At 74.7% G+C, this 21,101-nt stretch carries 17 protein-coding genes; 8 read left to right on the forward strand and 9 right to left on the reverse strand.

The window, feature by feature from the left end; translation table 11 throughout:
- Positions 1–44: 44 nt before the first annotated feature.
- From AB0L34_RS17715 to AB0L34_RS17735, 5 genes are all read right to left on the reverse strand, one after another.
- Positions 45–1,826, reverse strand: a complete 1,782-nt coding sequence (locus AB0L34_RS17715; protein ID WP_363705495.1) for a bifunctional diguanylate cyclase/phosphodiesterase — start codon at positions 1,824–1,826, stop codon at positions 45–47.
- Positions 1,819–2,628 (reverse strand): SAM-dependent methyltransferase, encoded by an 810-nt coding sequence (locus tag AB0L34_RS17720; RefSeq protein WP_350707972.1) that lies wholly within the window; start codon positions 2,626–2,628, stop codon positions 1,819–1,821. The genes AB0L34_RS17715 and AB0L34_RS17720 overlap by 8 nt, the downstream gene beginning before the upstream one ends.
- Before the next feature lie 191 nt (positions 2,629–2,819).
- On the reverse strand, positions 2,820–3,488 hold the full coding sequence (locus AB0L34_RS17725) for a response regulator transcription factor (protein ID WP_007072219.1): 669 nt from the start codon (positions 3,486–3,488) through the stop codon (positions 2,820–2,822).
- A 7-nt stretch (positions 3,489–3,495) separates the two neighbouring features.
- Complete coding sequence (locus tag AB0L34_RS17730; RefSeq protein ID WP_363705496.1) at positions 3,496–5,190, reverse strand: sensor histidine kinase; 1,695 nt, start codon at positions 5,188–5,190, stop codon at positions 3,496–3,498.
- Positions 5,191–5,204: 14 nt separating this feature from the next.
- Entirely contained in the window at positions 5,205–7,016 is a 1,812-nt protein-coding gene (locus AB0L34_RS17735) for an AMP-dependent synthetase/ligase (RefSeq protein ID WP_363705497.1), read from the reverse strand.
- Between the two features lie 191 nt (positions 7,017–7,207).
- Between AB0L34_RS17735 and AB0L34_RS17740 the strand changes: the two genes are divergently transcribed.
- The 6 genes from AB0L34_RS17740 (at position 7,208) to AB0L34_RS17765 (ending at position 12,571) form a co-directional block, all read left to right on the forward strand.
- A complete protein-coding gene (locus AB0L34_RS17740) occupies positions 7,208–7,663 on the forward strand; it encodes an SRPBCC family protein (protein ID WP_350707977.1) in 456 nt (151 codons plus the stop codon).
- A gap of 31 nt (positions 7,664–7,694) precedes the next feature.
- Entirely contained in the window at positions 7,695–8,339 is a 645-nt protein-coding gene (locus tag AB0L34_RS17745; RefSeq protein ID WP_363705498.1) for a hypothetical protein, read from the forward strand.
- A gap of 77 nt (positions 8,340–8,416) precedes the next feature.
- On the forward strand, positions 8,417–9,364 hold the full coding sequence (locus AB0L34_RS17750; RefSeq protein WP_357451275.1) for an ROK family glucokinase: 948 nt from the start codon (positions 8,417–8,419) through the stop codon (positions 9,362–9,364).
- Between the two features lie 8 nt (positions 9,365–9,372).
- The gene (locus tag AB0L34_RS17755; RefSeq protein ID WP_357693155.1) at positions 9,373–10,080 is read left to right on the forward strand and encodes an endonuclease/exonuclease/phosphatase family protein; all 708 of its coding nucleotides are present in this window, start codon (positions 9,373–9,375) and stop codon (positions 10,078–10,080) included.
- A gap of 92 nt (positions 10,081–10,172) precedes the next feature.
- The gene (locus AB0L34_RS17760; protein ID WP_363705499.1) at positions 10,173–11,582 is read left to right on the forward strand and encodes an NAD(P)-binding domain-containing protein; all 1,410 of its coding nucleotides are present in this window, start codon (positions 10,173–10,175) and stop codon (positions 11,580–11,582) included.
- A 164-nt stretch (positions 11,583–11,746) separates the two neighbouring features.
- On the forward strand, positions 11,747–12,571 hold the full coding sequence (locus AB0L34_RS17765; RefSeq protein WP_357451284.1) for an alpha/beta fold hydrolase: 825 nt from the start codon (positions 11,747–11,749) through the stop codon (positions 12,569–12,571).
- Between the two features lie 22 nt (positions 12,572–12,593).
- Here the strand turns inward: AB0L34_RS17765 and AB0L34_RS17770 are convergent, their stop codons facing one another.
- Together AB0L34_RS17770 and AB0L34_RS17775 are read right to left on the reverse strand one after the other, a co-directional pair.
- Entirely contained in the window at positions 12,594–14,012 is a 1,419-nt protein-coding gene (locus AB0L34_RS17770; protein WP_350707989.1) for a trehalose-6-phosphate synthase, read from the reverse strand.
- Positions 14,013–14,191: 179 nt separating this feature from the next.
- Positions 14,192–15,037 carry a DUF308 domain-containing protein gene (locus AB0L34_RS17775; RefSeq protein ID WP_363705500.1) on the reverse strand — a complete coding sequence of 282 codons (846 nt, stop codon included), beginning with the start codon at positions 15,035–15,037 and terminating at the stop codon, positions 14,192–14,194.
- A 259-nt stretch (positions 15,038–15,296) separates the two neighbouring features.
- Between AB0L34_RS17775 and AB0L34_RS17780 the strand changes: the two genes are divergently transcribed.
- On the forward strand, positions 15,297–16,004 hold the full coding sequence (locus AB0L34_RS17780; RefSeq protein WP_363705501.1) for a lysophospholipid acyltransferase family protein: 708 nt from the start codon (positions 15,297–15,299) through the stop codon (positions 16,002–16,004).
- 24 nt (positions 16,005–16,028) lie between these two features.
- Here AB0L34_RS17780 and AB0L34_RS17785 read toward each other — a convergent pair whose 3' ends face one another.
- Entirely contained in the window at positions 16,029–19,580 is a 3,552-nt protein-coding gene (locus tag AB0L34_RS17785) for an adenylate/guanylate cyclase domain-containing protein (RefSeq protein WP_363705502.1), read from the reverse strand.
- Between the two features lie 177 nt (positions 19,581–19,757).
- Between AB0L34_RS17785 and AB0L34_RS17790 the strand changes: the two genes are divergently transcribed.
- Entirely contained in the window at positions 19,758–19,961 is a 204-nt protein-coding gene (locus AB0L34_RS17790) for a hypothetical protein (RefSeq protein ID WP_357451298.1), read from the forward strand.
- 90 nt (positions 19,962–20,051) lie between these two features.
- Here the strand turns inward: AB0L34_RS17790 and AB0L34_RS17795 are convergent, their stop codons facing one another.
- Positions 20,052–20,744, reverse strand: a complete 693-nt coding sequence (locus tag AB0L34_RS17795) for a Crp/Fnr family transcriptional regulator (RefSeq protein WP_350707996.1) — start codon at positions 20,742–20,744, stop codon at positions 20,052–20,054.
- Positions 20,745–21,101 lie beyond the last annotated feature (357 nt).

A 21,101-nucleotide genomic window follows, 5' to 3' on the forward strand; every position in this document is an offset into this window, starting at 1 on the left:
AGGGCGGTCGACAGTGGTCGGAAGGGGCGTGGGGTGGCCGGCGGTCAGCGGAGGCGTTCGAGGAGGCGCTCGGCCGAGTCCGGGCGGCCGAAGTGCCAGCCCTGGGCGGCGTCGCAGCCGATCGCCCGCAGCCGCTCCGCCTGCCCGGCGGTCTCCACGCCCTCGGCGGTGACGGTCAGGTCCAGCGCGTGCGCCAGGGACACGAGCGAGGCGAGGATCCGCTCGTCGGCCCGGCTCTCCGGCGCGCGCAGCCCGGCCACGAACTGACCGGCCACCTTCAGCTCGGTCACCGGCAGGTCCCGCAGGTACGCCAGGTTGCAGTAGCCGGTGCCGAAGTCGTCGATGGCGATCCGGACGCCGAGGTCGGCCAGCACCCGCAGCGCCCGGACGGGCTCCTCGGCGGTGCTCATCATGGTGCTCTCGGTGATCTCCAGCTGAAGCCGCTCCGGCGGCAGGCCGGTGCGCCGCAGCAGTCCGCGGACCTCCTGGACCAGGCCGGGGCGGCGGACCTGCCGTACCGCCAGGTTGACGCTGACGAACGGGGCCGTCGCGACTCCGGCGGACCAGCTACCCGCCTGCCGGCACGCCTCGGCCAGCACCCACCCGCCGAGCGGGACGATGAGCCCGGTCTCCTCGGCCAGGCCGATGAAGCTGTCCGGTCGCAGGACGCCCAGCTCCGGGTGGCGCCAGCGCACCAGCGCCTCCACGCCGACCACCCGGCCGTCGCGCAGTGAGGTCAGCGGCTGGTAGTCGAGGTAGAACTCACCCCGCTCCAGGGCGGCCGGGATGGCCGCGGAGAGCGCGTACCGGGCCAGCTCCCGGCGGTCGCGGTCGGCGTCGTAGAGCGCCCAGCGGGCGCCGCCGGCGGCCTTCGCCCAGTGCAGGGTGCTGTCGGCCGCCCGCATGAGGTCACCGGGGGAGGTGCCGGCGACCTGCCGCTCCACGATGCCGATGCTCGCCGACACGCACAGCTCGTGCCCGTCCACCAGCACCGGCGCGCGCACCGCGGCCAGCGCCGCCTCCGCCACGGCGACGACGTCTTCGGTGCCGGTGGTGCGCTCGACCAGGACGACGAACTCGTCGCCGCCGAGCCGGGCCACCAGATGCCCGTCGACGGCCCGGCGGAGCCGGTCGGCAACGGTGGCCAGCAGCCCGTCGCCGACCTGGTGCCCGTGCGAGTCGTTGACCACCTTGAACCGGTCCAGGTCCAGGAAGCAGACCCCGACGCGCTCCCCGCCGGGGCCGGGGGAGTCGATCGCGGCGCTCAGGCGCTCGGTGAACAGCGCGCGGTTGGGCAGGTCGGTCAGCGGATCGTGGGTCGCCTGGTGGCGGAAGCGGGCCTCGCTGGCGCGCAGCGCCCGCTCCGCCTGCGCCCGGGCGGTCATCGCGGCCCGCCGGATCGACTCCTGCTCGTCCAGCGTCCGGTCCCGCAGCGCCCGGGAGTACCCGATGGACACCGCGGCCAGCAGCCGGGCCAGCCGGTCCGCGACCTCCTCGCCGACCAGCCCGAGGTCGCGGGCCAGCCGGAGCTGGACGACCTCGACCGTACGCCCCAGCGCCTCGGGCGACGCGATGTGCGCGGCCACCAGTTCGGTGCCGACGCGGTGCCCGACCCGCAGGTCGAACGGGTCGGACAGCAGCGCTCCCGCGAGCTGGTCGGTGAGGCGTTGCAGCAGCGCCTCCAGCTGTGCCTGGGTCATCGGCAGGTAACTGGTGCCGGAGACGGCCTTGGCCCACGCCCGGGCGAACGCTCCCGGGCGCGACGGACGCCGCACGGTCGTCCCGGGCGGCACGGCGAGGGCCGCGGCCCCCGGCAACTCACCCATCGAGCCGCCCGACGCCGCCGATGAAGGCCGCCCGTTCGGCGTACTCGGCGCTGTCGGCGGACTCCGGGCGCCACTGCGGCACCCAGACCACGCCGGGCTCGACCAGCTCGAAGCCGTCGAACAACGCGGTCAGCTCGCCCCGGCTGCGGATCCACAGGGGATTGTCGGTGCGCCGGTAGACGCGCTCGGCGTCGGCCCGCTCCTCGTCGCCGCGGCCGTCGGCGCTGGCCTGCGAGAGCACCAGGTAGCTGCCCGGCGCCAGCGCCTGGCGCAGCGTCCGCAGCAGCTCGGCCGGCCGGTCGTCGTCGGAGACGAAGTGCAGCACCGCCACGATCATCACGGCGATCGGCCGGTCGAAGTCGAGCAGCCGGCGGACCTCGGGGTGGGCGACGATGCGCTCGGCATGACGCAGGTCCTCCTGCACCACCGCGGCGCGGTCGTTGCCGTCGAGGATCTCCCGGCTGTGCGCCACCGCCACCGGGTCCACGTCGACGTAGACGACCCGGGCGTCGGGGGCCTCGCGCTGGGCGATCTCGTGCACGTTGCCGACGGTGGGGATGCCCGAGCCGATGTCCAGGAACTGCCGGACGCCGGCGTCGAGGAGGAACTGCACCGCCCGGCGCAGAAAGGCCCGGTTGGCCTGCGCCATCAGCGGCGCCTCCGGCACGGCGGCCACCATCGCCTGGGCCGCCGCCCGGTCCACCGCGAAGTTGTGCGAGCCGCCGAGGTAGTAGTCGTACATGCGGGCCACGCTGGGGCGCTCGATGTCGATCTCGTCGGGTGCCCAGTCCGGCCGCTGCATGCGCTCACCCCTCGTGTCGGCGGTGCGGACGCCGTTGCCCGCGCCGGTATTCTGCCGGTTGCCCGGCGGGGAGACCATAGCGCGCCGCCCCGCAAGGTGACGACGTCGGTCGATGCGCCGACAGGCCCGCGCCGGCGTCGGCGGGCGCGGGCCTGTCGGTGGTGCGTCGCTGGGCTCCCGGAGGGAACCGTTCAGAACTTCGGGGCGTCCGGAGCCTCGAGCAGGCCCAGCCGCAGCGCGGTCATCAGCGCCTGCGCCCGGTTGGCCGCACCCAGCTTCTCGTAGAGCTTCGAGATGTGGGTCTTGGCGGTGGACTCGCTGACGAAGAGCTGCTTGGCGATGCCCGCCACGCTCATCCCGTCGGCGAGCAGCCGCAGCACCTGGCCCTCGCGGGGGGACAGCTGCGGCCCGGAGGGGGCCAGCCGGCGCTTCATCGCCTCGGCCAGGTCGGCGGCGGTGAAGGCGCTGGGGGAGGAGGCGGCGTGCCGGGCGGCGGCGACGACCTCGTCGGCCGGCGCCGTCTTGGGCACGAACGCGCTCGCCCCGGCCTCCAGGGCGCCGAAGAGCTGGTCGTCGCCGGCGTACATGGTGAGCACGACGATGCCCATCGAGGCGCTCGACTTGCGAAGCGCCCGGGTGGCCTCCAGACCGCTGCCGTCGGGCAGCCGCAGGTCCATGATCACCACATCCGGCTGCAGCGCACCGGCCTGGCGTACGCCCTCCGCCGCCGTGGCGGCCTCGCCGACGACCTCGAACTGCCGGTCACGCTCGAACGCGTGCCGCAGGCCCTTGCGGATCAGGTCGTGATCGTCGACAAGGAGGACCTTGGTACGGGTCGCCGGTGTCGGACTTGTGGTCATCCTCGGGTTACTCCCCTTCTGCTGCCGCTACGCTACCGCGCACGTTATCGCGCCGGGGCGACGAGCCGAGCACCACCGCGACGGTCGTGCCGCTCGGTTGCCGCGGCCTGATCTCCAACCGGCCCCGGATACGTTCCGCCCTCTCGGCCATGATCGCAAGACCGTAGTGCCCGTCCGAGCGCTGGTCAGCGATCCCCTGACCGTCATCCGACACTTCGATCTGCGCGTATGGGGGGTCGACCTCGCAGGTGACCCACAGATTCGCGGCTCCGGCGTGCTTGCGCGCGTTGGTGACCGCCTCCTGGGCGATGCGCAGCAGTTCGGCCTCGGTGGCGGCCGGCAGCCGGGCGGTGGACTCGTCCAGGGAGAGGTGGACCCGCAGTCCGCCGGAGGCGCCGACCGTGCGGGCGTACTCGGCGATCGCGGCGGCCAGCCCGCCGTGCCGGTCGACCTCGCTGCGCAGCTCGAACAGGCTCAGCCGCAGCTCGGTGATCACCCGGGTCACCTCGTGGCGCAGCGCGCGCAGGCTCTCGGCGGTCTCCTCGGCGTCGTCGTGCACGGTGGCCAGGGCGTTGTCGATGCCGTAGCCGACCATCACCAGCTCCTGTGCCACCCCGTCGTGGATCTCCCGGGCCAGCCGCTGCCGCTCCTCGTTGGTGGCCAGCGAGCGGACCTCGTCGAAGAGCAGCGCCGCCTCCAGCCGGAGCGCGGCCGGGCGGGTCAGCCCGGTCACCCGGGACACCACCCCGGCCGGGTACGCCTGCGCCGCGTCCGCCTCCAGCACCACCAGGCCGACCGTGCGCACCCCGGCCACCAGCGGCACGATCAGCGCGGAGACCTCGCCGCCCCGGTGCGACCGGGCCTGCGAGCGGGCGGCGGTGTGCGGCTGCTGGCTGGCCCACGCGTCGGCGATCGCCGAGTCCGCGTCCAGCGTCGTCTCCCAGTCCACCCGGTCCACGCCCACCTGGGCGAGCACCACGAGCCGGCCGCCGCCGCTGGCCGACAGCACCGCCGCCCGGTCCGCCCGCGCCACCGCGCGCAGCTCCTCGAGCAGGTGCTCGGAGATGCCGCCCGGGTCGAGGGTGGCCCCGGGCAGCTGCCGCGCCACCGTGCGCAGCTGGGTGAGCAGCCGGGTCGCCTCGGCGTACGGCTGGGGTTTGCCGTCGTTGCGGACCTGCATCAGCCGGTGCAGGGTGCCGGCCGCGTAGAGGCCGAGCCCGGCCAGGATCAGCCACTGGGCGCAGACCGCGAGGTAGCCGAGCTGGCCGATCTGCCGGCCGCTGTCGACCCCGGTGAGCGCGCCGGCCACCAGCAGGGTGGCCGCGGTGACCGCCAGCAGGGCGGCGCCCTCGGCGAACCGGCGGCGCAGCGCGGTGACGGTCACCGGGACCGCCAGGTAGGGCAGCACCGCGGAGGCGCCCAGCCCGCCGACGTCCCCGCCGATGGTCGCGACGGCGGCGACCTGGCTCGCGGCCAGCCCCAGCACCACCACCTCGGCCACCCGGCTGAGCGGGCCGACCAGCCGGTGCGCGGGTGCCAGCAGCGCGGGCAGCCCGGCGGCGGCGAGCAGCGCCACCCACCAGAGCTGGGTGACGTCGCGCGTGGCGAACAGGGTCAGGACGGCGACGAGCGCCAGCATGACCACGCGCGCCGCGGCGGCGAGGGGATGCGGCTGGGGCCGGGTGGGCGTCGAGGCGGGCACGTGACGGATGGTAGTCAGCGTCGGTAGATGTCGGCGATCTCCGCCGCGTACGACTTGTGCACGACCTGGCGCTTGACCTTCAGCGACGGCGTCAGCTCGCCGGTCGCCTCGGTGAAGTCGCGGGGCAGGATCCGGAACACCTTGATCGCCTCGGCCTTGGAGACCGCCTGGTTGGCGGTGTCGATCGCGCCCTGGATCTCCGCCCGCAGCCCCTCGTGCTCGCGCAGCTTCTCGACCGGGGTGTCCGCCGGCAGCCCCGCGGAGGACAGCCACCGGGGCAGCGCCTCCTCGTCGAGGGTGACCAGCGCGGCGATGAACGGCTGCCGGTCGCCGACGACCAGGCACTGGCTGACCAGCGGGTGCGCCCGCACCTGGTCCTCCAGCACGGCCGGGGCGACGTTCTTGCCGCCGGCCGTCACGATGATCTCCTTCTTCCGGCCGGTGATGCTCAGGAAGCCGTCGGCGTCGAGGTGGCCCAGGTCGCCGGTGCGGAACCAGCCGTCCGGGCTGAGCACCTCGGCGGTCGCCTCCTCGTTGCCCCAGTAGCCGCGGAAGACCAGGTCGCCGGAGATCAGGATCTCCCCGTCGTCGTCGATCCGGATCGTCACGCCCGGCAGCGGCCGGCCGACCGTGCCGATCCGGGTGGCGTCGGGCAGGTTCGCGGCGGCGGCGGGGGAGGTCTCGGTCAGGCCGTACCCCTCGCAGACGCTGACGCCGATGCCGCGGAAGAAGTGGCCCAGCCGGGCGCCGAGCGGGGCGCCGCCGGAGATCGCGTCGCGGCACCGGCCGCCGAGCGCCGCCCGCAGCTTGCGGTAGACCAGCCTGTCGAAGAGCGCGTGCTGCACGCGTAGCGCCAGGCCGGGGCCGCCGGCGGTCTCCAGGGCCTCGCTGTACGAGATGGCGACCTGCTCGGCGCGGGCGAAGATCCTGCCCTTGCCGTCCGCCTCGGCCTTCTGCTTGGCCCCGTTGTAGACCTTCTCGAACACCCGGGGCACCGAGAGCACGAAGGTGGGACGGAAGTCCTGCAGCTCGGCGACCAGGTTCCTGGTGTCCGCGCAGTGCCGCATGGTGGCCCGCGCCTGGACCACGCCGATCTGGATCAGCCGGGCGAAGGCGTGCGCCAGCGGGAGGAAGAGCAGGGTCGACGCGTCGGGCCGGAAGAGGTTCGGCAGCACCGGCACCGCGTTGGCGATGTCGGCGTACATGTTCCGGTGGGTGAGGACGCAGCCCTTGGGGCGGCCGGTGGTGCCGCTGGTGTAGATGACGGTGGCGAGGTCGTCGGCGCGTACGGCGGCGCGCCGCCGGTCGATCTCGGTCGGGTCGACCGACGCGCCGGAGCGGACCAGGTCGTCCACCGCGCCCAGGTCGATCTGCCAGAGGTGCCGCAGCTCGGGCAGCCGGTCCCGCAGGCCCGCGACCAGGGTGGCGTGGGCGTTGCTCTCCACCACGCAGGCCACCGCACCGGAGTCGGCGAGGATCCACGCGGCCTGCTCGGCGCTGGAGCTCTCGTAGATCGGCACGGTGACCGCGCCGGCCGCCCAGATCGCGTAGTCCAGCAGGGTCCACTCGTAGCGGGTGCGGCTCATCAGGCCGACCCGGTCGCCCGGCTGGACGCCGGCGGCGACCAGGCCCCGGGCCGCCGCGACGACCTCGTCGCGGAACTGCCGGCAGGTGACGTCGGCCCAGGTCGTCCCGCCGTCCGCCGCACCGCTCGGGCGGACGAACTGGACCGCGTCCGGGGCGACCTCGGCGTTTTCCCAGACCGGATCGGTGAGGTTGGCCGCGTCGCCGACGGTGACGATCGGCGGGACGGAGAACTCGCGCACCTGCACTCCCTCGTGCTCACTGGCCGTGCCGGCCGCCACCACGGGTCGGCTCTGTCGAAACCTACCCGTCTCGGCGGCCGGGGCGAATAGGCAGGTAGCCCCGGTGCTCGCCCTGTCGGCGGGGGACACGCCCCCGGTGCGTGCGGGGGCGGCGCGGCGTACGCGCGGCCGGCGCCGGGTAGCCTCCCCCCATGGCGGACTCCTCCACCCAGTCGATCGTCGTCGGCGCGCCACCGGAACGGGTGGCGGCGGTCGTCTGCGACTTCCCGAGCTACCCCGAGTGGACCGAAGCGGTGCGGCGGGCGGAGGTGATCGAGGAGTACGAGGACGGCTACGCCAGCCAGGTCCGGTTCGTCATCGACGCCGGGGTGATGGCCGACGAGTACGTGCTGGCCTACGAGTACGCCGAGGACCTCTCCCGGATCGAGTGGCACCTGGTGGCGCCCTCGAAGATGCAGAAGTCCCAGCGCGGCTCGTACGACCTGGTGGGCAACCCGGACGGCACGACGACCGTGACCTACACCCTTGAGGTCGAGCTCTCGGTCGGGATGCTCGGGATGTTCCGCCGCAAGGCCGAGAAAATGATCATGGATACCGCGTTGAAGCAGCTCAAGCGCCGGGTAGAAGCACCCGGTGCGGCGCAGTGACGCGTCCGGCGGCAGGGTAGAGGAGCCGACCATGGGTGCAACGGATCCGGGTTCGGCCCGGGAAGAGGCGGAACGGCTGGTCGCCACGCTGCTGGCCGGCGCGCGCCTCGCGACGTCCGGCTCCGGGACGGGCCCGTGGGGTCCGCTCGGTGGGATCGTGTCGGGTGTCCTCGGTCACAGCGCCGCCCCGGGCGAGCCCACCGGGGGATCCGGGGGCGGCTTCGCCACCGGCGGGCCGGAGTGCTGCGTCTGCCCGGTCTGTCGGGGCATCGCCGCGTTGCGCGATCCGAGTCCGGAATTCGCCGAGCGCCTCGCCACCGGCGCCGGCGACCTGGCCGCCGGCGTGGCCAGCCTGCTGCGCGCGTTCGCCCCGCCGGAGCCCCCCGCCGAGCCGGCCGCCGCAGCGGCGTCGACCGCCGAACCGGATGGCGCGGACGACCACGTCTGGCGCGAGGCCACCCGTAGCGGGCATGATTCTCAGCCGGCAGCGGAGCGGGACGTCTGGTCCGCCGCCACCCGGGCGGAGGAGATGGCCGTCCCGGCCGCCGCACCGCCCGTCGACGCCGCCGGGCCGGCCGTCGCGGCGACCGTGCGGACGTCCGCCGACCGTCCCGTGGTGCCCGCGACGCGGGCACCCGGCGACGCAGGCGAGCACCCACCAGGCGACGCGGCCTGACCAATCGCACATCCCGACCACGCGCCGGTCGTCCGGCGGCGCGGGCGCGGGCAGCACAGCAGAGGGGAGTGGCAGCGGTGACGCTGACCATCGGAGTCGACGTCGGTGGCACGAAGGTGGCCGGTGGTGTCGTGGACGCCGCCGGCACGGTCCTCGTGCAGGCCCGACGGGACACCCCCGCCGACGACGTCGCCAAGACCCGGGACGTCATCATCGAACTGGTCACCGAGTTGTCCGTCGGGCGGTCGATCGAGGCGGTCGGCATCGGCGCGGCCGGCTGGATCGACGCCGGCCGTTCCACCGTGCTGTTCGCCCCGAACCTCGCCTGGCGCGACGAGCCGCTGCGGGACTACGTCAGCGCCGCGACCGGCCTGCCGGTGATCGTGGAGAACGACGCCAACGTCGCGGCCTGGGCGGAGTTCCGCCACGGCGCGGCCCGGGACGCCGACGACTCGATGGTCATGTTCACCATCGGCACCGGCGTCGGCGGCGGCATCGTGCTCGGCGGCGAACTGCTGCGCGGCGCCAACGGCATCGCCGCCGAGCTGGGCCACATGCTCACCGTGCCGGACGGCCACCAGTGCGGCTGCGGCCGGCTCGGCTGCATCGAGCAGTACGCGAGCGGCAGCGCCCTGGTGCGGTTCGCCCGCGCGGCCGCCCGGCAGGAGCCGCACCGCGCCGTGGCCCTGCTGGAGCTGTCCGGCGGCGACGCCGAGGCGATCACCGGGCGCATGGTGACCGCCGCGGCGCAGGGCGGCGACCCGGTCGCCACCGAGGCGTTCGCGCAGGTCGGGCGCTGGCTCGGCACCAGCCTCGCCGACATGGCGCAGATCCTCGACCCGCAGGTCCTCGTCGTCGGCGGCGGCGTGATCGACGCCGGTGACCTGCTGCTCGGCCCGACCCGCCGGTCGTTCACCGAGGCGCTCGCCCAGCGCAGCCGGCTTCCGGTGGCCGAGATCCGCCCGGCCGAGCTGGGCAACACCGCCGGCGTCATCGGCGCCGCCGACCTGGCCCGCCGGATCTGAGGCGGGCCGTGACGCAGAGCCCGGGTGTGCCGCTGCGCGTCGTGTCGTACAACATCCACGGTCAACGGGACGACACGGCCGCGTTGGCGGCGGTGGTCCGCGCCGCCCGGCCGGACGTGGTGGTCGTGCAGGAGGGGCCGCGCCGGTTCCGGTGGCGGCAGAAGTCGGCCGCGCTGGCCGAGTCGTTCGGCCTGGTGGTGGCCGCCGGCGGGCTGCCCGCGCTGGGCAACCTGCTGCTGACCAGCCTGCGGGTGCGGGTGCTGGACACCCGGTGCCGACGCTTCCCGCTCACCCCGGGCCGGCACCTGCGCGGCGCCGCGTACGCCGAGTGCGTGGTCGCCGGTGGCGCCCGGTTCACCGTGGCCGGCTCGCACCTGTCCACCGACCCGGCCGAGCGGCCCGGGCAGGCCGCGCTGTTCAAACGCGACCTCGACGCCGCCACCACGCCGGTGATCGCCGCGGCCGACCTGAACGAGGGGCCGGACGGGCCGGCGTGGGCCACCGTGGCGGGCGGGCTGACCGACGCCGCCGTGGCGATGGACCGGGCCGACCGGCTCACCTACTCGTGCGCGAGCCCCCGGCGGCGGATCGACGCCCTCTTCGTCGACCCGCGCGTCACGGTGGTCGACTACGACGTGGTCGACACCCCGCAGACCCGCCGGGCCAGCGACCACTTCCCGGTCCTCGTCGACCTGCTGCTGCCCGGGGCCGGCTGACCGTCGTCCGCGCCCCGGGGCTGGACATCCCGCTCCGTAGTGGAGAGGATGCTGCGCGACCCGGCCCTCGTGCCGCACAAAAGGAGATCCCGGTGTCCACCTCCACCGATCACGGCCGGCCCGACCCGGAGGCGAGCACGCTCGCCCTGACCCGCGACGGTCGGCCGGTCTCCGACCGGGGCGACACCGTCTGCGTCATCGGCGCGGGGGCCAGCGGGCTCGTCGCCGTCAAGAACCTGAAGGAACACGGGTTCGGCGTCGACTGCTACGAGCGGGAGACCGGCGTCGGCGGGGCCTGGAACTGGCGGCACGACCGCAGCCCGGTGTACGCGAGCACGCACCTGATCTCGTCCCGGCCGTTCACCCAGTTCCCCGACTTCCCGATGCCCGACGACTGGCCCGACTACCCGCACCACAGCCAGCTCCTGTCGTATCTGGAGCGGTACGCCGACCACTTCGACCTGCGGGCGCACGTCTGGTTCGGCACCGAGGTCGTCCGGGTGGAGCCGGCCGAGGGGGACCGTTGGGACGTGACCACCCGCAGCACGGGCGGCTACGGCCCGGAGCGCACCTCCCGCTACGCGGCGGTGGTGGTCGCCAACGGGCACAACTGGTCGCCGAAGCTGCCCCGCTACGAGGGGTTGGAGGAGTTCCGGGGCGAGGTCGTGCACGCCTCGTCCTACAAGGACCCGGCGCAGCTGCGCGGCAAGCGGGTGCTCGTGGTCGGCGCCGGCAACACCGGCTGCGACATCGCCGTCGAGGCCGCCCAGCAGGCGTCGCACTGCTGGCACTCCACCCGCCGTGGCTACTGGTACGCCCCCAAGTACGTCCTCGGCCGCCCGGCGGACCAGGTCAACGACGCGCTGCTGGCGCTGCGGGTGCCGCTGCGGGTGCGGCAGTGGCTCTACCACTGGACGCTGCGGCTGACCGTGGGCGACCTGACCCGGTTCGGCCTGCCGAAGCCCGACCACCGGGTGTACGAGACGCACCCGATCGCCAACAGCCAGCTCGTCTACTACGTGGGCCACGGCGGGATCTCCCCGGTGCCGGACGTCGCCCGCTTCCACCCGTACGCCGTGGAGCTGGCCGACGGCCGGGAGATCGACCCGGAGCTGGTCGTCTTCGCCACCGGCTACCTGCCGCGCTTCGAGTTCCTCGACCCCAAGGTGCTCGGCGACGACGCGGGGACGGGCCGGCCCACGCTCTGGCTCAACGCCTTCGTCCCCGGCCATCCCACGCTCGCCGTCGCCGGGCTGGTGCAGCCGGACTCGGGTGTCTTCCCGCTGTCGCACTGGCAGACGGTGCTCTTCGCCCGGCTGCTGCGGCTGCGCCTGACCCGTCCCGACCGGGCGGCGGCCTTCGCCGCCCGGGTGACGGCGAGGGCGGGGGAGCGCTACGCGGGGCCCGTCAAGGACAGCAGCCGGCACTGGTTCGAGGTCGGCCACGCCGACTACCTGCGCGCCGTCCAGCGCGCCCTGCGCGACCTGGAGGGTGCCCGATGAGCGTGGCGCAGCGGAGCCCCGCAGTCGCGAACGAAAGGCCGGAGCAGTGAGCGCGAGGAGTGCAGCGCAGCGGAGCCCCGCAGTCGCGAACGAAAGGCCGGACCGGTGAGCGCGAGGAGTGCAGCGCAGCGGAGCCCCGCAGTCGCGAACGAAAGGCCGGAGCAGTGAGTCAGCAGGTGCGGATCATGCGGGGGCGGGAGTGGGCGCGCCCGGTCCGCCCGGTCCGGCGTGAGGTGCTCGGCGTGGCCCCCGAGCTCGAGGAGGGGCGACCGCCGCTGCTGTTCGTGCCGGGCTTCGGGCACGGCGCGTGGGCGTTCGCCGAGCACTGGCTGGGCCACGCCGCGTCCCGGGGTTTCCCGGCGTACGCGCTGAGCCTGCGTGGGCACGGCGGCAGCGGCCCGGCGCCGGAGGCGACGCTGCGGGCGTACGCCCACGACGTGGCGCAGGCGGCGGCGGGCCTGCCGCGCCAGGCGGTGCTGGTGGGGCACGGCGCCGGGGCCCTGGTGGTCGCGCACGCGCTGGCCCGCTACCCGGCCCGGGCCGGCGTGCTGGTCGCGCCGGTGCTCGGCGGCTGGGCGACGTTCGGCGCGGCGCTGCGCCGCAATCCGCTCGGCACGCTGCCGGCGGTGTTCGGCGGGCCGCTGCGCCTGCACCGCCGCCAGCTGTTCAGCCGGGAGCTGCCCGAGGCCGAGGCCCGGCGGTACGCGGCCCGGCTGGGGCGGGCGAGCCGACGGGCCCAGTGGCAGCTGCTGACCGGGCGGGCCGCGGAGCCCGCGGTGGGCGACCCGCCGGTGCTGGTGCTCGGCAGCCCGGACGACCGGGTGGTCCCGGCGGCGGCGCTGACCCGGGCGGCCCGGCGGTACGGCTCGGCGCCGCTGCTCTTCCCCGGCATGGGGCACGACATGATGCTCGACGCCCGGTGGCGGGAGCCGGTCGACGCGATCCTGGACTGGCTGGCGAAGGACCCGGCCCCGGACAGCCGGCCCTGACCCCGGGCCCCGTCTTCCGGCGTCAGTCGGCGGCGCCCAGCCGGGTGAGCAGCGAGCCGCTCTCGTCCAGCGCCGAGAGGTAGGAGCGGGCCCAGGCCCGGATATCGTGCCGGTGCAGGTGCGCCCGCATGGCCCGCATCCGCGCGCCGACGTCGTCGGGGCTCGCCCGCAGCGCCGAGAGCAGCCCCTGCTTGAGCCCCTCCAGGTCGTGCGGGTTGACCAGGTACGCCTGCGGCAGCTCGGCGGCGGCGCCGGCGAACTCGCTGAGCAGCAGCGCGCCCGCGTCGTCGACCCGGGCGGCCACGTATTCCTTGGCGACGAGGTTCATCCCGTCCCGCAGCGGGGTCACCGCCATCACGTCGGCGACCCGGTAGAGGGCGGCCAGCTCGGCCCGGTCGAACGGCTGGGTCAGGTAGTGGATCGCCGGCTCGCCGACCCGGCCGAACTCGCCGTTGATCCGCCCGACCTCGCGCTCCACCCGCTCGCGGAGGATCTGGTACTGCCCGACCCGTTCCCGGCTCGGCACCGCCACCTGCACCAGCACGGTGTCGCGCACCTTGACGTGCCCGGCGGCGAGCAGCTCGCTGTACGCCTTGAGCCGCTGCTCGATGCCCTTGGTGTAGTCCATCCGGTCGACGCTGAGGATCACCTGCTCGGGGCTGCCGAGATCGTGGCGCAGCCGGCGGGCCCGGTCGGCCACGTCGGGCCGGGCGGCGAGCGCGGCCATCTCGACCGTGTCGATGGAGACGGGGAACGCGCCGATCCGGACCACCCGGTCGTCGACGGCGATCCGCCGGTCGGTGGCGGGGAACTGGAGCACCTTGGCCACCAGTTGGGCGAAGTTGTGCGCGGCCTGGGCCCGCTGGAAGCCGACCAGGTCGGCGCCGAGCATGCCGCGCAGCAACTCGGCGCGGCGGGGGAGCTGCATGAACAGCTCGGGCGGCGGGAACGGCACGTGCAGGAAGAAGCCGATCCGCAGGTCCGGCCGGAGCGCCCGGAGCAGGCCGGGCACCAGTTGGAGGTGGTAGTCCTGCACCCAGACCATCGCGCCGGGCTCGGCCACCTGGGCGGTCGACTCGGCGAACCGCTGGTTGACCCGCTGGTACGCCTCCCACCAGCGGCGGTGGTGCTCCGGTTGCTCCACCGAGTCGTGGTAGAGCGGCCACAGGGTGGCGTTGGCGAAGCCCTCGTAGTGGTCGCGCAGCTCGTCGCCGCTGAGCGGCACGGTGTGCATCCGCACGCCGTCCACGTCGGGCACGGCGGGCGCCGGCCCCGTGCCGCCGGCCCAGCCCACCCAGGTCGCCGGGGTGTGCCGCAGCAGGGGGTGCAGGGCGCTGACCAGGCCGCCGGGGCTGCGGCGCCACTCGCACGCGCCGTCCGGGGCCGCGCCGTCGTCGATGGGCAGGCGGTTGGCGACCACCACGAGGGAACTCTGTCGCATATCGGGCATTCCGATCCGCAGAGGAGTGACCGCCGCAAGGGAGGAACAACCGGGCAGTCAGCGAGGGAAGTGACGGACAGCGGTATTCCTACTGACAGTAAGTTACACCACTGTCACGATCGCGGCGTGGGCGGCGGTCGTCCCGGGATGCGGGCGCGGCTCCCGCCCGGCCCGGGCGGTCAGACGACCGCGCCGTCGTCCGGGTCGTGGTCCTCGTCGCCGCCGGGGCGCAGCCGCCAGATCAACGCGACGAAGCCGGCGAGGATGCCGGTGAAGCCGAACAGGTTGACGACCGAGGGGTCGGCCACCGGGAAGATCGACGGGAACAGGAACAGCACGAAGCCGACCACGATCGCCAGGACGCCGACCACCGTGTACTTGGAGAAGCGCGGCAGGGGCGGGGGCGGCGGCGGGGTGTAGCGCTCGTCGTCCGCGTCGCCGTCGGGCAGGTCCGCGCCGAAGGTGTCCAGCCCGTCCAGCAGCGAGGGCTCGTCCTGGCGGCCCGGGCCGACGGAGATCCCCGAGACGTCCGCGGCGTACGGCAGCCGGCGCACGTCGGTGGCGGTCGGCCCCGCGGGCTCGTCCGGCGCGGCGAGGGTCACCGGGCCCGTGGCGGGCCCCGGCGGCTCGTCCACGTCCTCTGCGGCGGGCCACGGGTTGTCGCCCGGCGCGGGGGTGGTGTGGAAGCCGGCGACGATCCGGGCCCACTCGGCGTCGATGTCCGGCTCCGCGTCGCGGGACCGGTCGGTGGCCGTCTCGTCGGCGAGCTGGGTCAGGTAGTCCCGCGCGGTGGTCAGGTGCGACCGGTCGACGTAGAGCCGGTCGACGGGCCGGGCGGGGACGGTGGTGGTGCGGGTGACCGGGTTCAGGTCGGCCGAGGGCTGCAGGTAGGCCGCGATCCCGCCGGCGGCGAGGACGTCGAGCAGGTGCTCGCCGACGCGCGGATCCACGTCGCCGGCGACGGCGTACTCGCTCGCGTCGAGCCCGTTGTCCCGCCGTCCCCGGCGGGCCCCACCCGCTGACACCGGACATCCTCCTCATCACGCGCCCGCGGCGCGGTCGCCTGAGCCCCCTCGGCACCGCCTCGGGCACCGTGCCTTGAATCGTGACACGTCGGGACCCGGTTCCGGGAGTGCGTTGTGGCGCGCCGCTCCCCCGGTTCGTAGGCTCATCCCTGACGTCGCCTGCCCGCCGGGAGCGCCCGCGTGGGTCGTCGGGCCCGCCCGGCGACCCGGTCCGCCCCGGCGGCGCGGGTGTCGCGACCCCTCCAGAAGAAGGACACCGGTGCTGTACTGGCTGATGAAGTACGTCATCCTCGGCCCGTGGCTGAGGCTGATCTTCCGCCCACAGGTCGAGGGGCTGCACCACGTGCCCGACACGGGTCCGGTGATCCTCGCCAGCAACCACCTGTCGTTCTCCGACTCGATCTTCACGCCGTTGATCGTCAAGCGAAAAGTGACATTCATCGCCAAAGCCGAATACTTCACCGGCAAGGGCATCAAGGGCTGGCTGACGAAGATGTTCTTCGTCGGCTCCGGCACCATCCCCGTCGACCGCTCCGGCGGCCGGGCGGCCAGGGCGGCGCTGGACACCCAGCTGCAGGTGCTGCGCGCCGGCGGCATCGCCGGCATCTACCCCGAGGGCACCCGCTCGCCGGACGGGCGGCTCTACCGCGGCAAGACCGGGGTGGCCCGGCTGGCCCTGGAGAGCGGCGCCCCGGTCATCCCGATGGCGATGCTCAACGCCGACGAGATCCAGCCGCCCGGCAAGCTGATCCCCAAGATCGCCCGGGTGCGGATCCGGTTCGGCGCGCCGCTGGACTTCTCGCGCTACGCCGGCATGACCGGCGACCGGTTCGTCGAGCGCGCGGTCACCGACGAGATCATGTACGAGCTGATGGAGCTCTCCGGCCGCGAGTACGTCGACATGTACGCCCAGAAGCTGAAGACCCAGCCGACCGACCCCACCCCCCGCGAACCGGTCGCCGCCTGACGCGCACGCGCGCGCGGCGGCGGGTCAGCAGGCCAGGGCGGGGTTGGCGGGGGCCGCCGGCGGGCGGGTCAGGTCCAGCAGCCCCGGCGCGCCGTTGCGCAGCGCGAACGCGCGCAGCTCGGCCAGCTCCGGGCGGCCCGCCGTCGGCTCGCCGGCCCGCTCCAGCTCCGCGGCCGCGAAGGTGAGCGCCAGCATCCGGTCGGTCACGTCCGGGATGCCGGCGTAGATCCCGGCGCCCGCCAGGTGCAGCTCGGCGGCCCTCCCGTGGTCGCCGTCCGCGGCGGCCAGCGCCCCGGTCACGGTCCGCAGCGCCGCCTCCGACCAGGGCGTACGGTGGCCCACCCGGTCCAGCATCGCGCGCACCCGGGCCGCGGCGTCCCGCCCGGCGAGGCTGGCCGCGTAGGCGGCCGCCGCGATCCACTCGCCGCTGGCCAGGGCGGGCACCGCCGACCAGGAGGTGGCCAGCTCGTCGATCAGCGCCGCCGCCTCGTCCCGGCGCCCCTGCAACGCCCGGCAGAGCGCGCCCATCGCCAGCATGGTCCAGTGCAGCCGGTGGAAGCCGCTGCGCCGGGCGGCGTCGAGCGCGGCAGCGACGTCGTCGGCGGCGGGGTCGGCCTGGGACCGGGCCGGCGGCACCGGCTCGCCCCGCAGGACCAGCAGGCAGGAGCGCAGGCCCCGGACCTGCATGTCCCAGCTTCCCGTGGGGGTGTCCACGAACGCCTCGGCCGCGGTGAGCAGCCGGCCGAAGTCGCCCTCGAACCAGGCCTGCATGGCCTCCGCGGAGGAAATCGTGGTCAGCGTCTGCCCGCTGGCCTTGCGCGTCGGCGACGACGAGAGCAGGGCGTCCGACCGCAGCCAGTCGCCCTCCTCCCGGACGGCGTACGCCAGGTTCTGGATGGCGCGGGGCAGGGCGATCAGCTGGCTGGCGCGGCTGACCTCGACGATGGAGTGCAGCTCGTCCAGGCCCGACCGGTCGCCCGCCTGGTAGCGGGCGGTGGCGGAGGTGATCCGGGCGTTGGTGCGGGTCTCGGTCAGCCCCAGCCGCTCGCCGATCTCCGCCGCCCGGTCGGCCGCGGCCACCGCCGGGTCCCGCTCGTAGTTCAGCATGTGCAGCCGGCCCAGCTCGGCGTAGGCGTCCGCCTTCTGCGGGCTGTCGGGCAGCGGGGCGAAGAGCTGGACGGCCCGGTCCAGGCAGGCCAGCGCGGCGGGCCGGTCGGCGCGCAGCCACGCGGCCTGGCCGAGCAGCGTCCAGGCGCGCGCCGCGCAGGCCTCGTCGCCGTGCGACAGCAGCCGGTCGGCGAGCGCCTGCACCTGCTCGGGGCCACCACCGGAGAGGAAGGCGTTGCCGTCCCGGTAGAAGGAGATCTCCGTGCTGAGCAGCTCCAGCTGGAGGTGGCCGACCGGGTCGGACTCGTCGGCCAGCCCGAGCGCCCGGCCCGCGTGGCTCGCCGCCACGTCGAGGCTGTGCAGCGCGTACGCCCGCCGGGCCGCCCGGTGCAGCGCCGCGCGGGCGGTGCCGGCGTACCGGGCGGTGTCCATGCCCAGCGTCCGGGCGATCTCGTGCGCCGCCCAGCGGTGGTGGGCGAGCACCTCCGCCAGGTCGGTGTCCCGGCTCTGCGACAGCGTGTCCAGCCACTCCGCCGTGCGCTCGTGCCGCGCCACCCGCTCGGTGCGGGGCAGCCGCTGGTAGCACACGTCGCGCACCAGCACGTGCCGGAACCGGTACTCCGGCTGCCCCGCCATGGTCGAGGCGGCCTGCTCGTGCACGAAGTCGCGCTGCTCCAGCCGGCGCAGCGCGCGCTCCACCGACTCGACGGGCTGCCCCAGGGCGGCGGCCACCGCGCCCGGCCAGAACTGCACGCCCACCACGGCGGCGGCCAGCAGCACGGTGCGTTCGTTGGCGTCGAGCAGGTCGATCCGGTTGGCGATGACGGCGTGCACGCTCTCCGGCATGGGCAGGTCGAGGTGCTTCTCCAGCGACCAGCTCCGCCCGGACTGGCGCAGCGCGCCCTGCTCGATGAGCATCCGCACGTACTCGTGGGCGTAGAGCGGGTTGCCGCCGGCCACCTCCACCAGCGGCGTCAGCATGTCGGCGGAGAACGCCGCCTGGCCGAACATGTGGGCGTACAGCGAGGCGATGCCGGTGTCCCGCAGCGGCGGCAGGGTGATGGTCACCGAGCCGGTGATCGTGCCCGCCCAGCTCGGGTCCCGGTCGACCAGCTCCGGCCGGGCGGTGCAGAGCAGCAGCAGCGGCACGTCCCGGGCGGCGGCGCCGAGCAGCTCCACGAAGCGCAGCATGGCGTCGTCGGCCCAGTGCAGGTCCTCGAAGACCAGCACGGTCGGCCGGCGTGCGGCCAGCGCCAGCAGGAAGCGCCGCCACGCCGACTCGGTCTCCTCGGCCGGCAGCGGGGTCCCCGGCAGGCCGACCAGCGGCCGCAGCGCGTCCACGAGGCGTTCCCGCTCACCCGGGCCGACCAGCTCGCCGACGGCCGAGGCGAGCCGCTGGGCGGCCGTCGACGCGGGGTCGGTGTCCAGGATGCCGGCCTCGGCCTTGACGATGTCGGCCAGCGCCGCGAACGTCACGTTCTCGCCGAACGGCGGGCACCGTCCGGTACGCCAGGTCAGCGGCTCGTCGACCAGCCGGTCCACGTGCCGGTACAGCTCGCGCACCAGCCGGCTCTTGCCGAGCCCGGCCCGGCCGAAGACGGTCACCACCTGGGGGCGCCGGTCGCGCAGCGACCGGTGCAGGGCGTTGACCAGCATCCCCAGCTCGTGTTCGCGGTCGATGAGCGGCGTGGTGTCCGGCTGCCGGTCGGTCGGCTGCCGGCGCACGGGGGAGAGGGCCAGCCACACCTCGGTCGTCGTCGACCGCCCGCGCAGCATGACCGGCGGCTGCTCCGAGTAGCGGATGGTGTCCCGGGTGAGCGTGTAGGTGGTGCCGCAGACCAGCACCCCGCCGGGCGGCGCGACGGACTGCATCCGGGAGGCCGTGTTGACCACGTCACCGGCGACGATCGCCTGACCGCCGTCGCGGGCGGCGGCCACGTCCACCAGCGCCTCGCCGGTGGCCACGCCGACCCGGAAGCGCAGCGCGTCCGCGCCGGTGGGGGTGAAGCGGGTCAGCACCCGTTGCAGCTCCAGACCGGCCCGGACGCAGCGCAGCGCATCGGTCTCGGTCGCCACCGGCGCCCCGAACAGGGCCATCACCGCGTCGCCGATGTACTTCTCCACCACGCCGCCGTACTGGCCGACGACCCGGCGGGCGGCCGAGAAGAACCCCGTCTGCATGCCGCGGACCAGCTCCGGGTCGGCCCGCTCGACGTACGGGGTGAAGTCGATCAGGTCGACGAAGAGCACGCTGACCCGGCGGCGGTCCTCCTGCGTGGCTGCCGCCCGCCGGTCGGTGCCGGGCCGGGGCGCGCCGCAGGAGGTGCAGAACGCCACGTCCCGGGCGAGCGGGCGGAGGCAGTGCGGACACACCGCGCCGAGCTCGTTGCCGCAGCCGCCGCAGAAGCGGTCGCCGGCGGCGGCCGTGCGTCCACAGCGGTCACACTGCGTGGCGATGACACCCTCCACTGGCGGTCCCGCCGGCGCCGGGGTCGGCACCGATCCGGTGCCAGTATCACCACAGGCCCCAGCTGTCGGGTACCGGGCTGTTGGCTTGTGGACAGTCCACCGGCCGGTCGTGCGGCTACAGTCAGGCGGCTGATTTGTCGAACAACGACCACAGGGGGACGCCCGATGGTGTACGTGATGCTGCAGAGCGACTGGACCGACAGCAACGGGGTGAGCCACCTCGCCGGGGACTCCGTCGACGTGGACGCCGCCACGCTGGCGACGCTGCAGGCGCAGGGGATCGTCAGCGAGCAGTCCGGCGGCGGCAGCAAGGACGGCACGGAGTGGGTCGGGCCGGGCAGCACGACCAACTGGGTCGGGCCGGGCAGCGCCACGCCCTGACGCCCGCACCGACGGAAGGGGCCGGAGCAACCGCTCCGGCCCCTTCCCGCGTGGTCGACGGGGCGGTGCGGCGAGCTGGGCGGGTACGCCTCAGCGGTCGTTCATGCCGGCGCGGCGGCGCAGCGCCGCGACGTCGGTGACCACGATCCGGCGGCCCTCGGTGCGCAGCCAGCCGCGGTTGGCGAACGACCCGATCGCCTGGTTGACGCTCTGCCGGGAGCCGCCGGCCATCTCGGCGAGCTGGCTCTGGTTGAGCTCGATCGTGATCATCGGGGCCTGGCTCTCGCCGGCCAGCCGCACCAGCGTCTTGGCCACCCGGCCGGGCAGGTCCAGGAAGACGTGGTCGGCGTTCTGCTCGGTGAGCCGGCGGATCAGGCCGCCCAGCGAGCGCATCACCGCGTCGAGGATGCGCGGGTTGGAGTGCACCAGCTCCATGAACGCGCCCCGGGACAGCGCGAGCGCCGCGCAGTCCTCGATCGCCTCGGCCGAGGCCGAGCGGGTGGACGCGTCGAGCAGGGAGACCTCACCCAGCACGTCGGGCGGGCGGATGACCGACAGCACCGCGCGCTCGCCGGTCGGCGCGGTGCGGAAGACCGCCACCGCGCCCCGGCGCAGCACGATCAGCGACTCGCCGGGGTCGTTCTCCACGAACAGCAACTGACCCTTGCGGTACGTCCGGGGGACCGCCGCCGCGATGACCCGTTGCCGGACCTCCGGCTCGAGCCCGGCGAACATCTCCACACCCGTGAGCGCGTCACCCGGCTCCGGCAGGCGCATTTCCACGGCCCAACCCCTCCCCGGTCCAGGACCACAACTCGCTCACCGGGTGAACCTGAAGGCCCTCGACGAGGTGAACTGACACCGGTTCGGCGTCCGGTAGCGGTACACATCAGATCATGACTGTCCTGTCGCTTGCTGTACACCCCTCAAATCACTTCCGTGACACTCCCGAGCTGCGACGACCGGCATCGTGGGAGCCGGATCCGGTTCCCGGGCGGACCGCCGGGGGGCGGGGGCGGATCCGGTCGCACCGGTGACCACGGTCGGCGGACGCGGGGGGCGGGACCACCCTCGCGCCCGCCGGCCGGCGGCCCCCGGGCCGCCGGCGGCCGGGGGGGGCGGTAGGGGAGGGCGGGGTGT

It is taken from the genome of Micromonospora sp. NPDC052213 (assembly GCF_040679695.1).
Classification (GTDB): domain Bacteria; phylum Actinomycetota; class Actinomycetes; order Mycobacteriales; family Micromonosporaceae; genus Micromonospora.